Annotated in this window: 14 protein-coding genes; 6 read left to right on the plus strand and 8 right to left on the minus strand. The window is 59.1% G+C overall.

Features of this window, described 5'->3' with window-relative positions:
- Entirely contained in the window at positions 1–1107 is a 1107-nt protein-coding gene (locus tag EHN06_RS19640) for a polyamine ABC transporter substrate-binding protein (protein WP_416332571.1), read from the minus strand.
- A 198-nt stretch (positions 1108–1305) separates the two neighbouring features.
- On the opposite strand from EHN06_RS19640, the gene EHN06_RS19645 reads away from it, so the two are divergent.
- On the plus strand, positions 1306–2793 hold the full coding sequence (locus EHN06_RS19645; protein ID WP_127334160.1) for an aldehyde dehydrogenase: 1488 nt from the start codon (positions 1306–1308) through the stop codon (positions 2791–2793).
- Positions 2794–2812: 19 nt separating this feature from the next.
- On the opposite strand, the gene EHN06_RS19650 is transcribed toward EHN06_RS19645, so the two are convergent.
- Positions 2813–3736 carry a LysR family transcriptional regulator gene (locus tag EHN06_RS19650; RefSeq protein WP_127334161.1) on the minus strand — a complete coding sequence of 308 codons (924 nt, stop codon included), beginning with the start codon at positions 3734–3736 and terminating at the stop codon, positions 2813–2815.
- A gap of 130 nt (positions 3737–3866) precedes the next feature.
- Here EHN06_RS19650 and EHN06_RS19655 point away from each other — a divergent pair, with 130 nt between their 5' ends.
- The 3 genes from EHN06_RS19655 to EHN06_RS19665 all read left to right on the plus strand — a co-directional run bounded on the left by EHN06_RS19655 (position 3867) and on the right by EHN06_RS19665 (position 10109).
- On the plus strand, positions 3867–5327 hold the full coding sequence (locus tag EHN06_RS19655) for an NAD-dependent succinate-semialdehyde dehydrogenase (RefSeq protein WP_164735640.1): 1461 nt from the start codon (positions 3867–3869) through the stop codon (positions 5325–5327).
- 52 nt (positions 5328–5379) lie between these two features.
- Positions 5380–6657 carry a 4-aminobutyrate--2-oxoglutarate transaminase gene (gene gabT, locus EHN06_RS19660; protein WP_127334162.1) on the plus strand — a complete coding sequence of 426 codons (1278 nt, stop codon included), beginning with the start codon at positions 5380–5382 and terminating at the stop codon, positions 6655–6657.
- Between the two features lie 83 nt (positions 6658–6740).
- Positions 6741–10109 carry an NAD-glutamate dehydrogenase gene (locus EHN06_RS19665; protein WP_127334163.1) on the plus strand — a complete coding sequence of 1123 codons (3369 nt, stop codon included), beginning with the start codon at positions 6741–6743 and terminating at the stop codon, positions 10107–10109.
- A 75-nt stretch (positions 10110–10184) separates the two neighbouring features.
- Here EHN06_RS19665 and EHN06_RS19670 read toward each other — a convergent pair whose 3' ends face one another.
- On the minus strand, positions 10185–11534 hold the full coding sequence (locus EHN06_RS19670) for a DUF3422 family protein (protein WP_127334164.1): 1350 nt from the start codon (positions 11532–11534) through the stop codon (positions 10185–10187).
- Between the two features lie 327 nt (positions 11535–11861).
- Between EHN06_RS19670 and EHN06_RS19675 the strand changes: the two genes are divergently transcribed.
- Positions 11862–12716, plus strand: a complete 855-nt coding sequence (locus EHN06_RS19675; protein ID WP_164735641.1) for a response regulator transcription factor — start codon at positions 11862–11864, stop codon at positions 12714–12716.
- 77 nt (positions 12717–12793) lie between these two features.
- On the opposite strand, the gene EHN06_RS19680 is transcribed toward EHN06_RS19675, so the two are convergent.
- The 4 genes from EHN06_RS19680 to EHN06_RS19695 form a co-directional block, all read right to left on the minus strand.
- A complete protein-coding gene (locus EHN06_RS19680) occupies positions 12794–13216 on the minus strand; it encodes a hypothetical protein (RefSeq protein WP_127334166.1) in 423 nt (140 codons plus the stop codon).
- 241 nt (positions 13217–13457) lie between these two features.
- On the minus strand, positions 13458–14015 hold the full coding sequence (locus tag EHN06_RS19685) for a gamma-glutamylcyclotransferase (RefSeq protein ID WP_127334167.1): 558 nt from the start codon (positions 14013–14015) through the stop codon (positions 13458–13460).
- A gap of 50 nt (positions 14016–14065) precedes the next feature.
- Positions 14066–14692 (minus strand): MarC family protein, encoded by a 627-nt coding sequence (locus EHN06_RS19690; RefSeq protein ID WP_127334168.1) that lies wholly within the window; start codon positions 14690–14692, stop codon positions 14066–14068.
- 93 nt (positions 14693–14785) lie between these two features.
- The gene (locus tag EHN06_RS19695; RefSeq protein ID WP_127334169.1) at positions 14786–15787 is read right to left on the minus strand and encodes a GlxA family transcriptional regulator; all 1002 of its coding nucleotides are present in this window, start codon (positions 15785–15787) and stop codon (positions 14786–14788) included.
- Between the two features lie 113 nt (positions 15788–15900).
- On the opposite strand from EHN06_RS19695, the gene EHN06_RS19700 reads away from it, so the two are divergent.
- A complete protein-coding gene (locus tag EHN06_RS19700) occupies positions 15901–16809 on the plus strand; it encodes an alpha/beta hydrolase (RefSeq protein WP_127334170.1) in 909 nt (302 codons plus the stop codon).
- 27 nt (positions 16810–16836) lie between these two features.
- Here EHN06_RS19700 and EHN06_RS19705 read toward each other — a convergent pair whose 3' ends face one another.
- Positions 16837–17460, minus strand: a complete 624-nt coding sequence (locus tag EHN06_RS19705) for a TetR/AcrR family transcriptional regulator (protein ID WP_127334171.1) — start codon at positions 17458–17460, stop codon at positions 16837–16839.
- Positions 17461–17573 lie beyond the last annotated feature (113 nt).

Genomic DNA, 17573 nt, shown 5'->3' on the forward strand with positions numbered 1-17573 from the left:
TTACCGTCCGGTTTTAATATTGGACCAGGAGCGGTTCAGGATACGGTCGAATCTCCGCGTATGCGCATTCTGGGTAAACAGCTTGGCCTTGACTGTTTCAGAGGGGTATATGCCCGGGTTGCTGCTGACCTCTTCATCGAGAAGCGGCATGGCGGCCACATTGGGTACCGCGTAGTAGACGTAGTTGGAGATACCGGCCGCCGTGTCGCCTTGCAGCACAAAATCGATGAACTTATGCGCGGCATCCGGGTGTGGGGCATCGGCAGGGATGGCCATCACGTCAAACCAGACCAGGGTTCCTTCGGAGGGAATGGAAAAGCCCACATTTACGCCCTGACCCGCTTCTTCCGCACGCCCTTGTGCCTGCAGCACGTCACCGTTGTAGCCCACGGCAAGACAGATTTCGCCATTAGCCAGGTCGGAGATGTACTTGCTGGAACTGAAGTATTTGATGTGGGGACGCACGCCCTGAAGTAGAGCCTCGGCTTTTTTCAGGTCGCCTTTTTTCTCGCTGTTGGGATCAAGTCCCAGGTAGTTCAGCGCCATGGAGACAACTTCGGCAGGGGAATCCAGCATGGCGATGCCACAATCAGCCAATCTGGCCGCGACATCCGGGTTAAACACCAGATCGAGGCTGTCGACAGGGGTATCGCCCAGACGCTCTCTGACCTGATCGACATTGTAGCCCAGGCCGATCGTTCCCCACGCGTAAGGCACACTATGCTTGTTACCCACGTCGTAACGGGCCACTTTTTCTAACAGCACCTTGTCCAGATTGTCGTAGTTGGAGAGCCGGGACTGGTCAACTTCCAGATAGATATCGGCCTGGACGTGCCGTTCCAGAAAGGCGCCAGCCGGCACCACCACGTCATAGCCTGTGCCGCCGGACATAAGCTTGGCCTCAAGCACCTCGTTGGAATCGTAGACGTCGTAGTTGACCTCGATGCCGGTCTTTTCGGAGAACGCTTCAATCGCCTCCGGCGCAATATAATCCGACCAGTTGTAGATGTTCAGGACCTTGCTTTCGTCGGCCAAAGCCGCACCGGATGTGACACTGACAGAAAGCGCCAGGGCAGCGCCGAGTCGGTTTTTTGTTATAGGCATAATTCTCTCCTGTCGGGTTGTGCGATTTGCCCATCATGGGGAACGCTTTTAATCATTAGCATGGCCATGTTGATTTCCCACATACCCTTTTAAGGGTAGTGGGCCGGGAAACCAGCCCCTACCCTCAAGAGGGTATGGCGCGCCCGACAGCGCAATGCGTAGCCTGTACCGCTACCAGATTCCTAGCGGAGAGTGACAACTATGGAACAACGAAAAGATTGGCAGCAGCTGAGCCAGCGCGCCCGGCTCCACGGTGATTGCTATATCGACGGCCGCTTCCGGCCCGCCGAGAGCGGCGAACGTTTCCCTTCGATCAACCCGGCTACGGAACAATGCCTGGTTGAGGTTGCCAGCGGCGACCGTGCCGATATCGACCGTGCCGTCCAATCCGCGCTGGCCGCCTACCAGGCCGGCAGCTGGTCCGAGGCCACGCCGGCCCATCGCAAGCAGGTCATGCTTCGGCTCGCTGACCTGGTCGAGCAGCACGGCAACGAACTGGCTCTGCTGGACAGTCTGGACATGGGCAAGTCAATCCATGAGATGGTCAACGTCGACCTGGCAGAAGCGATCGACTGCCTGCGCTGGACCGCCGAATGTGTCGACAAGGTCTATGGTGAAATCGCGCCGACAGGTAAAGAAACACTGGGGCTGATCAGCCACGAGCCGGTGGGGGTTGTCGGCGCCATTACACCGTGGAATTTCCCCCTGTTGATGGCCGTGTGGAAGCTCGCGCCAGCGCTCACCGCCGGCAATTCCCTGGTACTCAAGCCCTCCGAGAAGAGCTCGCTCAGCATCCTGCGACTTGCAGAGCTGGCCACCGAAGCCGGCCTCCCAGACGGCGTATTCAACGTCGTGACCGGGTATGGCCACACGGCGGGGAAAGCACTGGCAATGCACCATGACGTCAGCGTACTGGCATTCACCGGTTCGACCCGCGTCGGCGGCATGCTGATGGAGTATGCCGGCCAGTCCAATATGAAACGCGTCTGGATCGAGGCCGGGGGCAAGTCGCCGATGGTGGTTTTCGACGACTGTCAGGATATCAAGTCTGCGGCAGAGACCGCCGCTGCGGCCATTTTCTCGAACCAGGGGGAAGTCTGTATCGCCTGCTCGCGCCTGTACCTGCAGAACGGTATCAAGGCACAGTTCCTTGACGCACTGGTCGAAGCCACTGCGGCCTATCGGGTTGGCGATCCGCTCGACCCGGATACCCGCATGGGACCGCTGGTGGACAAGGCGCAACTCGACACCGTCAGCCGCTACATCCAATCCGCCATCGATGAAGGTGGCCGGGTCCTCTGCGGCGGCCTGCCCGAGTATGTCGAGGGCCAAGGTTTTTACGCCAGGCCGACCATCATTATCGACGCCCATAACCAAATGACGTTCGTACGCGAAGAGATCTTCGGCCCGGTACTGGCCGTGTCCGGGTTCGAACAGGAGGAGGAAGCGATCCGCCTCGCCAATGACACGCCCTACGGCCTCGCCGCATCGATCTGGACCGATAACCTTTCACGCGCCCACCGGGTCAGCCGCAAGATCAAGAGCGGGATGGTCTGGGTCAACGGGTGGGGCGACGGCGACTGCACGATGCCGTTCGGCGGCGTCAAGGCCTCAGGTAACGGCCGGGATAAATCGCTGCACTCGCTGGAGAAGTACACCGACATCAAGAGCGTCTGGATCAGCCTCTGATCTGATACACAGTCATCACTCAACCATGCAGCTCGCGCAGGATCTCGATAAAGAGTTCGCGGGCGCGGCTGCTCTTGCGGTGGCTGCGGGTAACCGCGGCCAGCCCCAGCTCGTAGCCCTTTTGATTGGGCAGAAGCTGACGTAACTGACCGGAATCCACATACGGCTGCACGTATTTGTCTGGCATAAATCCGATATAGGCACCAGACAGGATCATCGCCAGGCGGGCTTCGTAGAAATACGCGATGGCCGACTTGTTCATGTCCGCCAGCTGCTCACCCACCTCCGCACTCGTCTGTACGCCGGCATGTACCACCTTGGAAGCCAGCACCTGTTGCTCGAATGATGCGTCCTCGACGGCATCAAACAGCGGGTGGTTGTGACTGCAGTACAGATGGCAGCGATCATAGTAGAGCGGGCTGTAATCCATGCCCTCAAACTGACGGTGAAAGGGGACAAAACCGATATCGGCTTCGTCGTTGAGTATCATCCGCTCGATCTCCGTCAACGCCCGGACATCCAGCAACACGTTGACCTCCGGAGCCTCCTGCGAAAACTTCGCGATCGCCTCGGCGAGTTTGGCCTCGGTATCGAGACAGACGGTATCGCTGGCAATAATCTTCAACTCACCGGTCAGCGCGACGTGCAGGGCATCGATGCCGGCACGAAAGGTTTCGAGTGACGAAAACAGGTCCTTCATCAACTCGTAAACCTCGATGCCCTCCTCGGTCAGGGCGAAACCGGCGCGCCCACGTCGGCAGAGCTTCAGGTTCAGTCGTTGCTCAAGGTTGGCGATATGAATGCTGATTGTTGAGCGGCCGATATTGAGCTCGGTCTCAGCCGCCGCAAAGCCGCCGCATTCCACCACCGCCTTGAACACCCGCAACAGGCGGATCTCATAGTCCGCCACCTGCCCCAGCTTGACGCTCAACGTCTTCTTCAATTGTTTTACCTCAATCAACGTTTACAAATAAAGATGAACATTTATCACACTATAGTAGCCGCCCTATGATTGCTAACCAATAGCCCATTCCGGCAATGACACAGCAATGGAAACATCACGGGGGAACGCCATGAGTCTGACGATCAACAACACCGCGCTATTTCGGCAGCATGCCTTTATCAACGGCCAGTGGTGTGATGCCGAGGCGGGCGACCGCTTCGACGTTACCAACCCAAGCACCCTGGAGAAAATCGCCGATGTACCCAACCTGGGAGTGGCGGAAACCACGGCTGCGATCGATGCCGCCGATCAGGCACTGCCTGCCTGGCGGGCCCTGACCGCCAAGGAGCGCAGTGCCCGCCTGCGTGCTTGGTACGAGCTGATCATGGCCAATCAGGACGACCTGGCCACACTGATGACCAGTGAGCAGGGCAAGCCGCTCGCCGAAGCCCGTGGCGAAGTGGCTTATGGTGCCTCTTTCATCGAATGGTTCGCCGAAGAAGCCAAGCGGGTATACGGTGACGTGATCCCGGCCCATGGCCACGACAAACGCATTGTCACGCTCAAGCAGCCTATTGGAGTGGTTGCGGCGATCACCCCGTGGAATTTCCCGATCGCGATGATCACCCGCAAGGCGGGCCCGGCGCTGGCGGCCGGCTGCACCATCGTAGTCAAGCCCGGCGAGCACACCCCCTTGTCGGCGCTGGCGCTGGCCGAACTGAGCCGCCAGGCCGGCATCCCGGCCGGTGTGTTTAACGTCGTCACCACGCTGCAGTCTCCGGCGGTCGGGGAAGTTCTTTGCAACGATTCCCGGGTACGCAAGCTTTCGTTCACCGGATCGACCCCTGTCGGCAAACAGCTGATGCGTCAGTGCGCCGATACCGTCAAAAAAGTCTCCCTGGAGCTGGGGGGCAACGCGCCCTTTATCGTGTTCGACGATGCCGATCTGGATTCCGCGGTTGCCGGCGTCATGGCCTCCAAGTTCCGCAATGCCGGTCAGACCTGCGTTTGCACCAATCGCATCCTGGTGCAGGACGGCGTCCACGACCGCTTTGTCGCAAAACTCAACCAGGCGGTGGCAAAGCTCACCCTGGGCGACGGTTTCGGTGAAGGAGTTACCACCGGTCCGCTGATCAATACGAGTGCGGTAGCCAAGGTCGAACGACTGGTAGGCGACGCGCTCGCCGCCGGCGCCGACCTGAACCAGCCGAACGGCAAGGGCGAACTGAACGACAACTTCTACGCCCCGGCGGTGCTGACCGGCGTGACCACCGACATGGCGATCGCCAATGAAGAGATTTTCGGCCCGGTTGCGACGGTATTCCGCTTCAGCGACGAAAACGAAGCAATCCGCATCGCCAATGACACCCCGTTTGGCCTGGCAGCCTACTTCTACGCCCGGGACATAGGCCGTGTATGGCGAGTCGCCGAAGCCCTGGAGTACGGCATGGTCGGCATTAACGAAGGGCTCATCTCGACCGAAGTCGCTCCGTTTGGCGGTATCAAGGAGTCAGGCATCGGCCGCGAAGGCTCCCGCTACGGCATCGACGACTTTGTCGAGATCAAGTACCTGTGCATGGGCGGCATTTGATCCACCCGGCACCCCAGTTTTCCTTATTTAATGAACAACCGAGGTTAGCTACATGAACAATGCATCTCTGCAGCAACGCAAGGACAACGCATTCGCCCGCGGTCAGGGTACCCTGACTCATGCCTACATCGAGAAAGCCCGTAACGCCGAGCTGTGGGACGTGGAAGGTAAGCGTTACATCGATCTGGGCAGCGGCATTGCCGTGGTCAACACCGGCCACAACCACCCCAGCGTCCAGGCGGCTGTTCAGGCACAGCTGGAAAAGTTCAGCCACACCTGCGTTATGGTGACCCCGTACGAGTCCGCCGTCGAATTGGCCGAAAAGCTGAACGCCGCTGCTCCGGGCGATACCCCGAAAAAGACGATCTTTGTCACCACGGGTGCGGAAGCGGTCGAGAACTGCGTCAAGATTGCCCGCGCCCATACCGGTCGCAGCGGCGTCATTGCGTTCCAGGGCGGCTTCCATGGTCGTACCAACCTGACCATGGGACTGACTGGCAAGATCGCACCCTACAAGGCCGGTTTCGGACCGTTCCCGGGTGAGATCTACCACGCCCCTTACCCTAACGAGTACCACGGGGTATCGACGGAGGATTCACTGGCCGCGCTGAACATGCTGTTCACCTGCGATATCGAGCCCAGCCGTGTCGCTGCCATCATCATCGAGCCCGTGCAGGGTGAGGGTGGCTTTTACCCCGCTCCGCCCGCGTTCATGCAGGCGCTGCGCAAGCTGTGCGATCAGCACGGCATCCTGTTGATCGCCGACGAGATCCAGACCGGTTTCGCGCGCACCGGCAAGATGTTCGCCAGCGAGTATGCCGGTATCGAACCCGACCTGATGACCATGGCCAAGGGGATTGCCGGAGGTTTCCCGATCGCGGCGGTGGTCGGCAAGTCCGAGGTGATGGACTCACCGCTGCCCGGCGGCCTGGGCGGCACCTACGGCGGCTCACCCATCGGCTGCGCAGCGGCTCTGGCCGTTCTCGACGTGATCAAAGAAGAACAGCTGTGCGAACGTGCCCTCCACGTGGGTGACGGTATCGTCGAGCGCCTGCGCGGTCTGCAGACCAAATACCCGCAGACCATCGGCAACATCCGCAACCTCGGCGCGATGATCGCCATGGAGCTGGTGCGGGACGGGGATGTCAATCAGCCAGATGCGGAGCTAACCAAGGCGATCGTCGGTGAGGCCGCCAGGCAGGGACTGATTCTGTTGTCCTGTGGTATCCGTGGCAATGTCATTCGATTCCTCCCGGCACTGACCATTACCGATGCGCTGATCAGCGAAAGCATGGACCTGCTGGAGCAGACGTTCGATGCCCTGATGTAGGGCCGAACGCTCCCTGAAATCAGGAGCCGCGCCGCGGCTCCTGTCCTTACACACTTTTTGAACGGCACTGTGAGGGTATTGCTATGTCTGACAACAACCAAAAGAACCAGATCCTGAATCAACCTGCAATTTCGGAAGATAACTGGTCGACGCGCCTGATCGAGACTGGTGGTGCCCTGGCGACCCCATATCAGCAAGCGTTTTCCAGTGCCTACCGCGAACACGTGGCGCCGGCCCAGGCGGTTGAGGATATCCGCTTAATCAGCGAATTGAACGAGCCCGACCAACTGACCAGCAGCTTCGGCCAGAGCCGCCACCCCGACCCGAGACGGTTTCGCTTCCGGCTGATCAGCCGGGCGGATTCACTGCCCCTGTCAGACGTGGTGCCAATCCTGGAAAACCTGGGCGTCAAGGTCATCGACGGCTACCCGTTTGCCGTCAACCGCGCCGACGGTTGCCGCTTCTGGATTCACGACTTCACCCTCTGCGCCACACAAGCTGTCGAGCTGGAACGGGCCCAACCGCTGTTTCGTGACGCTTTCCACCGCATATGGCACAACGCGGCTGAGAACGATGAGTTCAACCGCCTGGTGTTGATGGCCGGCATGGACTGGCGCCAGGTCGCCTTGCTGCGCGCCTATGCCCGCTACATTCGCCAGATTCGCTTCGGCTTCAGCCAGCCTTTCATCGCCGACGTGCTCTGCCGACACATCGACATCAGCAGACGATTGGTGACCCTGTTCGAGCAGCGCTTTGATCCCCGACAGGATGGAGCCGCATCCGCCAGTGAAACCACCCGGCAGCACATCCTGGACGCTCTGGAGCAGGTCGAGAACCTCGATGAGGATCGCATTATCCGGCGATTCCTTGAGCTGATCCTCGCCACGTTGCGCACCAACTACTTTCAGCCAGCCCCGGAGGGAAATCTCAAGGACTACTTTGCCTTCAAGCTGGATCCGTCCGCCATCAGCGAGCTGCCGTTACCGCGTCCCAAGTACGAGGTTTTTGTGTACTCCCCCCGCATGGAGGGGATCCACCTGCGTGCCGGTAAGGTCGCCCGTGGCGGGCTGCGCTGGTCCGACCGCAGCGAAGATTACCGCACCGAAGTCCTGGGCCTGGTCAAGGCACAGCAGGTGAAAAACTCGGTCATCGTGCCCATGGGCGCCAAGGGCTGCTTCATCGCCAAACAACTGCCCACCGATGGTAGCCGCGAGCAGCTGCATGCCGAAGGCGTTGCTTGCTACCAGACCTACATCCGCGGCTTGCTGGACCTCGCCGACAACCTGATTGACGGGAAAGTCGTCCCCCCCAACGCCGTCGTTCGTTACGACGATGACGACCCCTATCTGGTGGTCGCGGCGGACAAGGGCACCGCGACCTTTTCAGACATCGCCAACGAGATCGCTGCTGAGTATGGCTTCTGGCTGGGCGACGCCTTCGCGTCCGGCGGCAGTCAGGGCTACGACCACAAAGGCATGGGAATCACCGCCCGTGGCGCCTGGGAATCGGTCAAGCGTCATTTCCGCGAGCGGGGGCTGGATAGCCAGCGTGACGCATTCAGCGTTATCGGTATCGGCGATATGGGCGGCGACGTGTTCGGCAACGGTATGTTGCTGTCGGACACGCTGGAGCTGGTTGCGGCATTCAACCACCAGCATATTTTTGTCGACCCCTATCCGAACGTGGCGGCAGCGTCAGAAGAGCGGCGGCGCCTGTTTGCCCTGCCCCGCTGCAACTGGTCCGACTACGATACCTCGTTGATCTCGCAGGGTGGCGGGGTTTTCTCACGCAAAGCCAAGCGGATATCCATCAGCCCGCAGATGCAGGCTCGCTTTTCCATCAGTGCCGACGAGATGACGCCCGACCAGTTGATCAGCGCCCTGCTGAAGGCGCCGGTCGACATGCTCTGGAATGGCGGCATCGGTACCTACGTCAAAGGCCAGTCTGAAACCCACGCCGAGGTCGGCGACAAAGCCAACGACAGTGTCAGGGTCAACGGAAGCGAGCTTCGCTGCAAGGTCATCGGAGAAGGCGGCAACCTGGGCCTGACCCAGCATGGACGCATCGAGTTCGCCCTGGCAGGAGGGTCGTCCAACACCGACTTTATCGACAACGCCGGCGGAGTCGACTGTTCTGACCACGAGGTCAACATCAAGATCCTGCTCAATGGTCTGGTAGCACACAACGAACTGACCCTTGAGCAGCGCAACAGTCTGCTGCGACGTATGACCGATCAGGTGGCCGAACTGGTCCTGAAGAACAACTACCGGCAAGTGCAAGCGCTGAGTCTCGCCGAGCAGGACGCCAACGATGCGCTGGATGAATACATCCACCTGATCGATGATCTGGAAGCCAGCGGCAAGCTGGACCGGCAGTTTGAAGCTCTGCCGGAACGCAAGACCCTGTTTGAGCGCCGCGAACAGCGCAAGGGGCTTACGCGGCCAGAACTGTCCGTGCTGATATGCTATGCCAAGATTGAGCTCAAGCGCGCGTTGATCGATTCCTGGGTGACCGCGGACTGCCATTTTTCCAAGGCACTGGAAAGCGCGTTTCCGGCGCTTCTCGTTGAGCGTTATCCGGAGGCCGTGCACAACCACCAGCTGCGGAGGGAAATCATCGCGACCCAGATCGCCAACGACCTGATCAACCGCATGGGCATTACCTTCGTCTACAACCTGCACAAGGCGACGGGCGCCGACTACGCCCAGATCTCTGCGGCGTACCTGATCTCGTGCGAACTGTACGGTATCGATCAGCGCTGGAATGAAATTGAGGCGCTGGACAACCAGATCGACAGTAATATCCAGCTCGCCATGATGCGTGAGTTGCGCCATCTGATCAGTCGCGCCAGTTGGTGGCTGTTAAGCCGTCGCCGCCACGATCTTGACCTACAGACCTGTGTCGCCAGCTACGGTCCCGGCATCACCCAGACCCTGGCCGACATCCAGCCGCTCAAGCAGGCAATTCCGTCCCGGGATCGCTGGCAACAGCACTTCCAGCGCTACACTGAAGCCGGGGTTCCGGAACTGTTGGCAGCCCAGTGCGCCGCGAGCAATGGCCTGTACTGTTTGCTGGACATTATCGAAGCGGCCACCGAGTTGGGGCGAGAGCTGCACGACGTCGCCGCCGTGTATTTCCTGCTGGGTGAGCAGCTGAACCTGCCATGGCTGGACCATCAGATCCGCACCTTCAAGGCAAACAACCACTGGCAGGCATTGGCGCGAAACAGTTACCGGGATGATCTGGACGCCCAGCAACGGACCCTGACGCTCAGTGCGTTGCGCCATCATGGCGCGGACGAGACGCCGGCCACTGTCGTCGAAAGCTGGACGGAAAAATATGCTCCCTTTGTTCGTCGCTGGCAGTCCCTGCTGGGCAACATTCAAAGCCACCCAGTCACCGATTGCGCGATCTTCACTGTCGCCATGAACGTGCTGTTTGAACCGAGCTGAAGTAAGCTACCTGAGGCACAAAAAAACCGGGGTATCCGCCCCGGTTCTTTTGTGCCTGTTCTATAGCAAGAGGGGTTAAACCCCCTTGAACAATCGTTTGTGGATCAGCCTTGTCGCGAAAAAGACGGTGCTGATAACGACTGGCACCGCAGCGCCCAGCATTAACTCGCGGTCGTAGCCAAGCCCCGACGCCTGCCCGGCTCCCAGGATCAGATCAATCAACTGGATGGCGTAGTAGCTGATTGCCGCAACAGAGAGCCCCTCGACCGTTTGCTGTAGCCGAAGCTGGACCCGGACACGACGGTTCATTGTTTTCATCAGGGTCTGGTTTTGCTCCTGCACGACCAGCTCGACCCGGGTGCGCAGCAGCTCACTGGCACGGGCAACGCGGCGTGAAATACTTTCCAGCCGATTTTCCACCGCCCGACAGGTTTTCACCGCCGGACTAATGCGCCGACGCAAGAACGCCCCAACGGTCAGATGACCGGAAACTTCCTGCTCGCGTAACTCCTCCATTCGCTGGCGGATCACATCATAGTATGCTCGCGTTGCGGCAAATCGATAATTACTCTGGGTACGGAGATCTTCCACTCTCGCCGCCATCGACGACACCTCCGCCAGCAACTGCCGGTCGCTAACGGACAGGTTGACCTGAGCGATCCTGGTGGTCAGCTGCTTGAGCTGTTGGTCCAGCTGAGTCAGAACCTCGTTGACTTCCTGTGCCAGCGGCAAGCCCAGCGTCGCCATCAAACGATAGGTTTCCAGCTCAAGCACACGCTGAACCAGTCGTCCCCGCTGAGCTGGCGTCAACTCGTCATCACAGACCAGGAAACGGCCAAAACCATCCCCGTGAAGCTTAAAGGAGGTCCAGATCTGGGCACGCCCGGCACTGGCCGCACTGCCAACCGGGAGCATGTTGTCAAAAACGGGCGCCAGTGATTCGCTGCTGTTTCCGGCGGACGCGCCTTCAACCTCGACGTGGACCGCCGCGACAAGCTCACCCGGCAAAGATACCAGCCAGTCCCTCGGTACTGCATCGATGGCATTTTTCTGGAAAGGAGCCTCACGTCGCGCTGCCTGGCGAATAAAGGTGTAGGTCGAGAACTCCATGTGCCGTTCCCAACGCAGACTGAACAATCCGAAATCCTGATGAAAACACGGCATGGAATCGGCCGGGGCAACGACCCCGAATCGATCACACAGATCAGTAAGAAGCGCCTGCTCCCGCTCCTGCAGCTTGCCACCGTGCTGGATTGCCAGATGAGAAAGCTGAGCCGGATTCTCCAGCAGGTGAAACGGTCGGTTATGCAGTTCACTGTACAGGCGCTCACGCATCGGGTGCAGACGCCAGCCAGCAAGTACAGGTCGGGACTCCGGGAACGAATCAGTGTCATTGGCTCTGGAAGTTATTGGAACCTCATTCATTCTCTCCTCCGCTTAAGCCAAGCAACATCAGGGCATGGGTGCCACGTCATTTGCCAACGAAAAAGGGGGTGACCGCGTTAGAAACGATCACCCCAGAAGGGTGACACAAAGTGATAACAGAAGCCGGAAGCCCAACTTGGCTGAGTGATTCCGGCCTTTGCAGTCTCACCGATCAGCAAAATGACTTAAATATCAAACATTCCATGCTTGCTTTCGCCATGATCAAACAATGGAGAAAATAATCGGTCGCTATACCCTGTTGAGGGAATGGCGAGCAGAGATAAGGTGGGGCACAATGAGAGTAACAACAACAGACAGGGAGTAGGCATGGCCCCTCCTCAATCTCAACTATCACGCTGGAGCAATGCCGTTGGCGCACTGTTCCATCAACTTGGCAGTGACGAACTTCCTCGTTATCTCGTCGACGCCATCAATGAGGTCGTGGAAGTCGAGGCCGTTTTGCTGGCGCTGGAAAGACGCGGCGAGATTCCGTCGTTGCTCTACGAGCAAGATATTCCCGACGCTCTTCGCAAATCGCACATCGACAGTTATTTTTCCGGTGCCTACCTGCTGGACCCTTTCTGCATCGCTTTCTCCGATGGTTTGTCTCCCGGTTTCTACCACCTGTCGGAGATAGCACCCGATGACTTCTACCAGAGCGATTATTACCGTACCTACTACAGCGAAGCCTCGCTGGTGGACGACGCCTATTTCTTGATCGCCCCCAGTGAAGACGTACAGCTTTCGCTCGGCATTGGCCGGTTGGAGCCACACGCGCCCTTTACCCGGCGTGAACTGGACCGGTTGCGCTCGCTGAATTCGGTTATCCAGGGCGCAATGTTGCATTATTGGCAATCAGTCATCGAGCCTCGCCCACGCACCGAACCGGTCACGTTGCGGTCACAAGTGGAATCGGCATTCCATAACTTCGGTCGATCGATCCTCACCGAGCGCGAACGCGAAGTCGCCCTCCTGCTGCTGCGGGGCCACTCGTCCAAGTCAGCAGCGCAGAGGCTGGACATCTCTCCGGACACCGTACAGATGCATCGGAAGAACCTGTACGCCAAACTGGACCTTTCCTCCCAGTCGGAGTTGTTCTCCCTGTTTATCGCGGCACTCTCACATGCTGACCATAAGCTTAATGAGGACCCACTACGGACTTACATGCAGGGCAACTCTTGACCAGACCTAAGGCAGTCATACGGGCAATCCACAACTGGCCCAAGCATCGGGCCAAGGGGAGGGGGTAATCCCGCCACTCAGTGGCGGGAGGAGTCGAACAGCACCTGAGCATCACGGATGATACGGACGACTCGGTGTTCGGTCGGAATATGGTCATCGTATCCCAGATAAGTATCCCGGTACCCGGAACGATACCTGTCATGATAGCCGCCACGATAACCCCGGCGATCACGGTAATTGTAACGGTCCCTGTATTTGTGGTCTTTGTGGTGGTGTTTTCTGTGCTCTCGCCAATGCTTGTCCCTGCGGTGATCCCGGTAATCATAGTGATCCCGGTGTCTGGCAGACAGGAACTGTTTCTGGAGCCCCGGAGGAAGTGCCTTACCTCGCTCCAACTGCTTCTGGATGCCCGGCGGGAGGCCATGTCCATGCTCAGCCATAACGGGTGAGGTGGCCATCAGCAAGCCAACGATACAGGTACTTATCAGCCATCGTTTCATGGTTCTTCTCCCGATCTTGTCAGATCCTGGATATCGCACTTCTCTTGTCGTCGGAAGCACACCCTGAGTTCAGGATATCGATTGGGAGCTGAATGTCAGGTGCCGGAGCACGGCTTTGCACTTCTTTTACGTAAACCGGCCTGAAATTACATAAATCCGCGGGTATCCGTTTTACGGGTCGACATGTCGTCTTCGGAATCGGGCCCGGCTTTCAGCGGACATTCTGAGTGGTATGGCCCGTTCAGGCGGATAACATGGCCTCAATAGCGAACACATGGGGATCATCATCACCCAGGTGGCGCAGGGCCTCGGCAAGTTTCAGCAGGTATTCGTCGTTGCGGCCACTGGGGCCGACTGACCGGGAAATCTGAAGGGCAATGTCCGCGTCCGGCGCATGGCCCAGAAACGCCTCGTTGTCTTCGGTGGCAATATAGACTAACCCCTGCTCCTGACGGCCATCGTCAAAAGTCATGGCCGTGCTGAAACGCAGATAGCCGTTCTTCTCACGGTGATCCAGATGCTCAAAAACATCCGGCGACACCCGATACGCCATGCCTTTACACACTGCCCCGGGCTGCTCGATCAGTGTCACAACCCGTCCAGGCGCCTCCCGGGTGCCCCGATGATCATGGGAACCCTGCCAGAAACGACGCACCCAGCCTTCGATGCTTGCGGGCTGCTGCTCCAGAAAAGGGAAGTCCACCTTGTAAATCAGCGACCCATAGCCGAACAGCCAGACCGATGACACACCATCGAAGTTCTGCCGGGTGCGATTGTGTTCAATGGTATTTACGCTCATTCGTTGACTCTATCACCCTGCTCTGGCTTGAACGATGATCCATCCGGCCATCAACCCATGGACACCATAAATCCGGCAATACCCGTGAGTACGATTTCAGCCGCCATGGCGGACAGGATCAGGCCACTGATCTTGGAGAGGATGTTCAGACCGGTTTTACCCAGGGCCTTTTCAAGGTAACCGGACAGACGCAGTAAAACCGCCAGGATCAGCAGCCCCGACACCAGCCCCAACAGGCCACCGGCAACTTCCGGCACGGCTTTCAGCTCCGCGCCATATACCATGATCGCACCAATGGTGGCTGGTCCGATCATCACCGGGATCGCCAGCGGAACCACAGCGATGTCATCACGATCCTCTTCCGGCAATCCGGTGGCATGATTGCGGGTTCCGCTGGTGACCAGGCTGATCGCGGTCAGGAACAGCAGGCTGCCGGCGCCGATGCGAAACGAGTTGAGAGTGATGCCGATGGCGTTGAACAACAGCGGCCCTGCAAAGAACAGGATCAGTCCCAAAATCAGCGCAGACAAGGTAGATCGGCGGATGATGGAACTCTTTTCCGCCACCGGCAGGCCACGGGTCAACGCCAGGAACATGGTAACCACAAAAAACGGCGCCAGCAGGAACAGAAAACGAATGGTACTGCTGATGTAGGTGGAGAATAACGTCTCAAGCATTCCGGGCATTCCAACGGTTAATGAAAGCCGGTAAGTATAGCTTGCCAAAGGATTTTCCGCCGTACGGAAGTGAACGTATAACGCGCTGTCCGGTTACACTGCCATGGGCGTGACGTAGCTGAAGCGCTTACGATACTGCTCCATGGTGCACCCTACGGTCCGCTTGAACAGCCGCCGGAAAGAACTGGCATCCTCATAACCCACGCCCCAGATAATCCGGGCGGTCTGCTCGCGGCTCGACTCCAGCTTGTGTTTGGCGGCTTCAATACGCAGGTGCTGGAGATAGCCAATGGGTGTCTCTCCGGTCGCCTCCTTGAACCGGCGCTTGAAGGTGCGCGTGCCCAATCCGGCAACCTCGGCGACGTCATCGATGGTGACCGGCTCGGAGTAATGCTGCTCCAGCCAGGTTTGCGCCTTACGGATGGCATCGTCCTGATGGGCCTTACGGCTGTAGAACGCCATGTAGGGCGTCTGCTCCACCCGACGTCCGTCCAGCACCAGCATCTTGCTGCAGGCCAGCGCCACTGACGGTGACGCAAAGCGTTCCACCAGGTAGACACACAGATCCATGAACGCCGTCGCCCCACCGGCGCAGATAATCTGGCCGTTATCCACCAGCAGGTGCTCTTCCTCCAGCCGGATTTTGGGATAGCGGCTGCGAAACAAAGGCCCGGCGCGCCAGTGGGTGGTGGCGACCTGATTATCCAGCAAGCCCGCCTCCGCCAGCACGAAGCTGCCGGTGCACACGCTCGCCAGCACAACACCCCGCTCAAAAGCCTGTTGCAGCCAACCGTGTATGGGTATGGCCGGTGCCAGGGCGCGCTCCAACCGATCTATGCTGACGGCAGCCTCCACAGAGGAACCCACCACGATGAGATCCGGCCGGAAGTCTTCGCGGCGAACTGTCGGCGTCACCACGGCACCGCTGTAGGCACGCACCGGCTCGTTATCCACCGTCACCACCTGACAATCGAACAGCAGCTCGCTATCACCGGCGGGCACGCGGCCGCAGTAGTTGGCCACAGTAAAGAAATCCATTACCCCATGCACACCGGAGGCATGGCAGTTGGGCAAGGCAACGATCGCAATGTTCATTCTGATAATGGCCTTTTCCGCACTTTATATGTCAAATATGACACTCCTGTTGGCAACCCGCAAGCCCTAACCTGAAGCTGTCATCCACCAAAGCACGAAGAAGGATTTTCTCCATGACCTCACAACTGAACACACAGCCAGAAATCTTTCGCCATTCCGCCCCTACCAGGGCACCGGCCAACGTCGGCCTCTCCGCCACGCGGCTGGCACTGCAACTGTATGCCCGGGTATCACCCCGGAAAGCCGGGCAGCTGTTTAACCGCATGGCATTCAGGCCATCACGACTGCCCATGCCCACCCGCTACGAACACCTGCTGGATAACACCGACAGCTATACCCAACTCCAGCATGGGTCACGCACCATCCCGGTGTATTCCTGGGGCCAGGGCCCGGTGATTCTCGGTGTCCATGGCTGGGCCGGTGCCGGCATCCAGTTCGGCGCCTGGGTCAATCCGCTGGTGGAAGCCGGCTACCGGGTGGTGCTGTTCGACGCCCCTGCCCACGGCCGCGCCCAGGGTGAAAGCACCGACCTGTATGAAATGGCAGACGTCACCGCCCGCGTCGCCGCCAGCGTTGGCCGGGTTCATGGTGTGCTGGCGCACTCCCTCGGCTGCATCGCCGTGGCCAGGGCCATTGCGGACGGACTTCAAGCCAACTACCTGGTCATGCTGGCGCCCCCCGTCAGTCTGGCCGCCACAATGAAGAGCCTGGGCCAACAGTTCGGGCTGAGTCCGGAGGCGCTGTCCGTGCACCTTCAACTGATGGAGGAGCAATTCGGAGCATCGGTTTGGGACAAGCTGGATCTGGAAGTGCTGTCTCTGTCGCTCACCCAGCAGGGTCTGATTGTCATAGATGACGATGATACGTCCGTCTCACCGGAAGAAAGCCAACGAGTGGCCGGCAACTGGGCCAGGGCGGAGGTGCTACGCACCAGCGGTCTGGGGCACCACCGCCTGTTGTGGAGCCCGATGGTAGTGGACACCGTACTGCGGGACCTGGGCCGACCCGCAGACACCGTCTGATCCGGCCGACAACGCCAGGGAGTGAACCTAACGGGGCAGCGGAGTCTGCCCCAACACAATCCTCGCCATGAGGTCTTCGATACGACGAATTGCGGTCTCATCCCCTTTCTTGCCAGTCAGCACCACCTGGGAACCAATGGTGGCCACGTACAGCAACAGGGAAAGGTCCTTGATGTGTTGCGGGTCCTGGCTCAACCGCTCGAACAGCGTGCAATTCTGGCGCACCCGGGCCTCATCCACCTGGGTGACCAGCTCGGCGGCATAGTCATTGCGGCGGGCGTAATCCCGAACTGCCAGCTCCACCTGCAGGCGGCGGATATTGCGGGAGGCATCGGTGAGCAGCAGTTCGAGGATCCGTCGCAGCTCCGTTTCCACATCGCCGCCCTGGGGTTTCCAGTATTGAAGTTCGTGGAGCCGTCGATCCCGCCAGCGGTCGAGAAAGCTGACCACCAGATCCTCATGGTCCTTGAAGTGCCAATAGAAACTGCCCCGGGTGACACCGAGTTTTTTTGCCAGCGTCAATACCCGCAACTGGCTGAAACCGCCCGAGGCCACTTCGCCAGCGGCGGCGTCCAGCCAATCGTCGCGGGTCAATTGCGCTTTTTCCAGCGTCTTGCGGCTAGTGCGTCGGGGCTGTCGGGTGTCAGTCATTCGGTAGTCAGATCCTGCTGCTGGCGGTGTCGGGTGCATTCTACATTAACAGAACCAACAAATTTGAAACCGTTGACCCTGCCAGAAACATACATTAGTGTATGGACCAACAA

Source organism: Marinobacter sp. NP-4(2019) (genome assembly GCF_003994855.1).
GTDB lineage: Bacteria > Pseudomonadota > Gammaproteobacteria > Pseudomonadales > Oleiphilaceae > Marinobacter.

What these genes read in the sequence shown, in the direction of transcription:
- EHN06_RS19665 (WP_127334163.1), top strand. Translation starts at nt 6,741, where the DNA reads ATGTCTGACAACAACCAAAAGAACCAGATCCTGAATCAACCTGCAATT.
- EHN06_RS19690 (WP_127334168.1), bottom strand. Translation starts at nt 14,692, where the DNA reads ATGCTTGAGACGTTATTCTCCACCTACATCAGCAGTACCATTCGTTTT.
- EHN06_RS19645 (WP_127334160.1), top strand. Translation starts at nt 1,306, where the DNA reads ATGGAACAACGAAAAGATTGGCAGCAGCTGAGCCAGCGCGCCCGGCTC.
- EHN06_RS19655 (WP_164735640.1), top strand. Translation starts at nt 3,867, where the DNA reads ATGAGTCTGACGATCAACAACACCGCGCTATTTCGGCAGCATGCCTTT.
- EHN06_RS19695 (WP_127334169.1), bottom strand. Translation starts at nt 15,787, where the DNA reads ATGAACATTGCGATCGTTGCCTTGCCCAACTGCCATGCCTCCGGTGTG.
- gabT (WP_127334162.1), top strand. Translation starts at nt 5,380, where the DNA reads ATGAACAATGCATCTCTGCAGCAACGCAAGGACAACGCATTCGCCCGC.
- EHN06_RS19670 (WP_127334164.1), bottom strand. Translation starts at nt 11,534, where the DNA reads ATGAATGAGGTTCCAATAACTTCCAGAGCCAATGACACTGATTCGTTC.
- EHN06_RS19675 (WP_164735641.1), top strand. Translation starts at nt 11,862, where the DNA reads ATGGCCCCTCCTCAATCTCAACTATCACGCTGGAGCAATGCCGTTGGC.
- EHN06_RS19705 (WP_127334171.1), bottom strand. Translation starts at nt 17,460, where the DNA reads ATGACTGACACCCGACAGCCCCGACGCACTAGCCGCAAGACGCTGGAA.
- EHN06_RS19680 (WP_127334166.1), bottom strand. Translation starts at nt 13,216, where the DNA reads ATGAAACGATGGCTGATAAGTACCTGTATCGTTGGCTTGCTGATGGCC.
- EHN06_RS19685 (WP_127334167.1), bottom strand. Translation starts at nt 14,015, where the DNA reads ATGAGCGTAAATACCATTGAACACAATCGCACCCGGCAGAACTTCGAT.
- EHN06_RS19700 (WP_127334170.1), top strand. Translation starts at nt 15,901, where the DNA reads ATGACCTCACAACTGAACACACAGCCAGAAATCTTTCGCCATTCCGCC.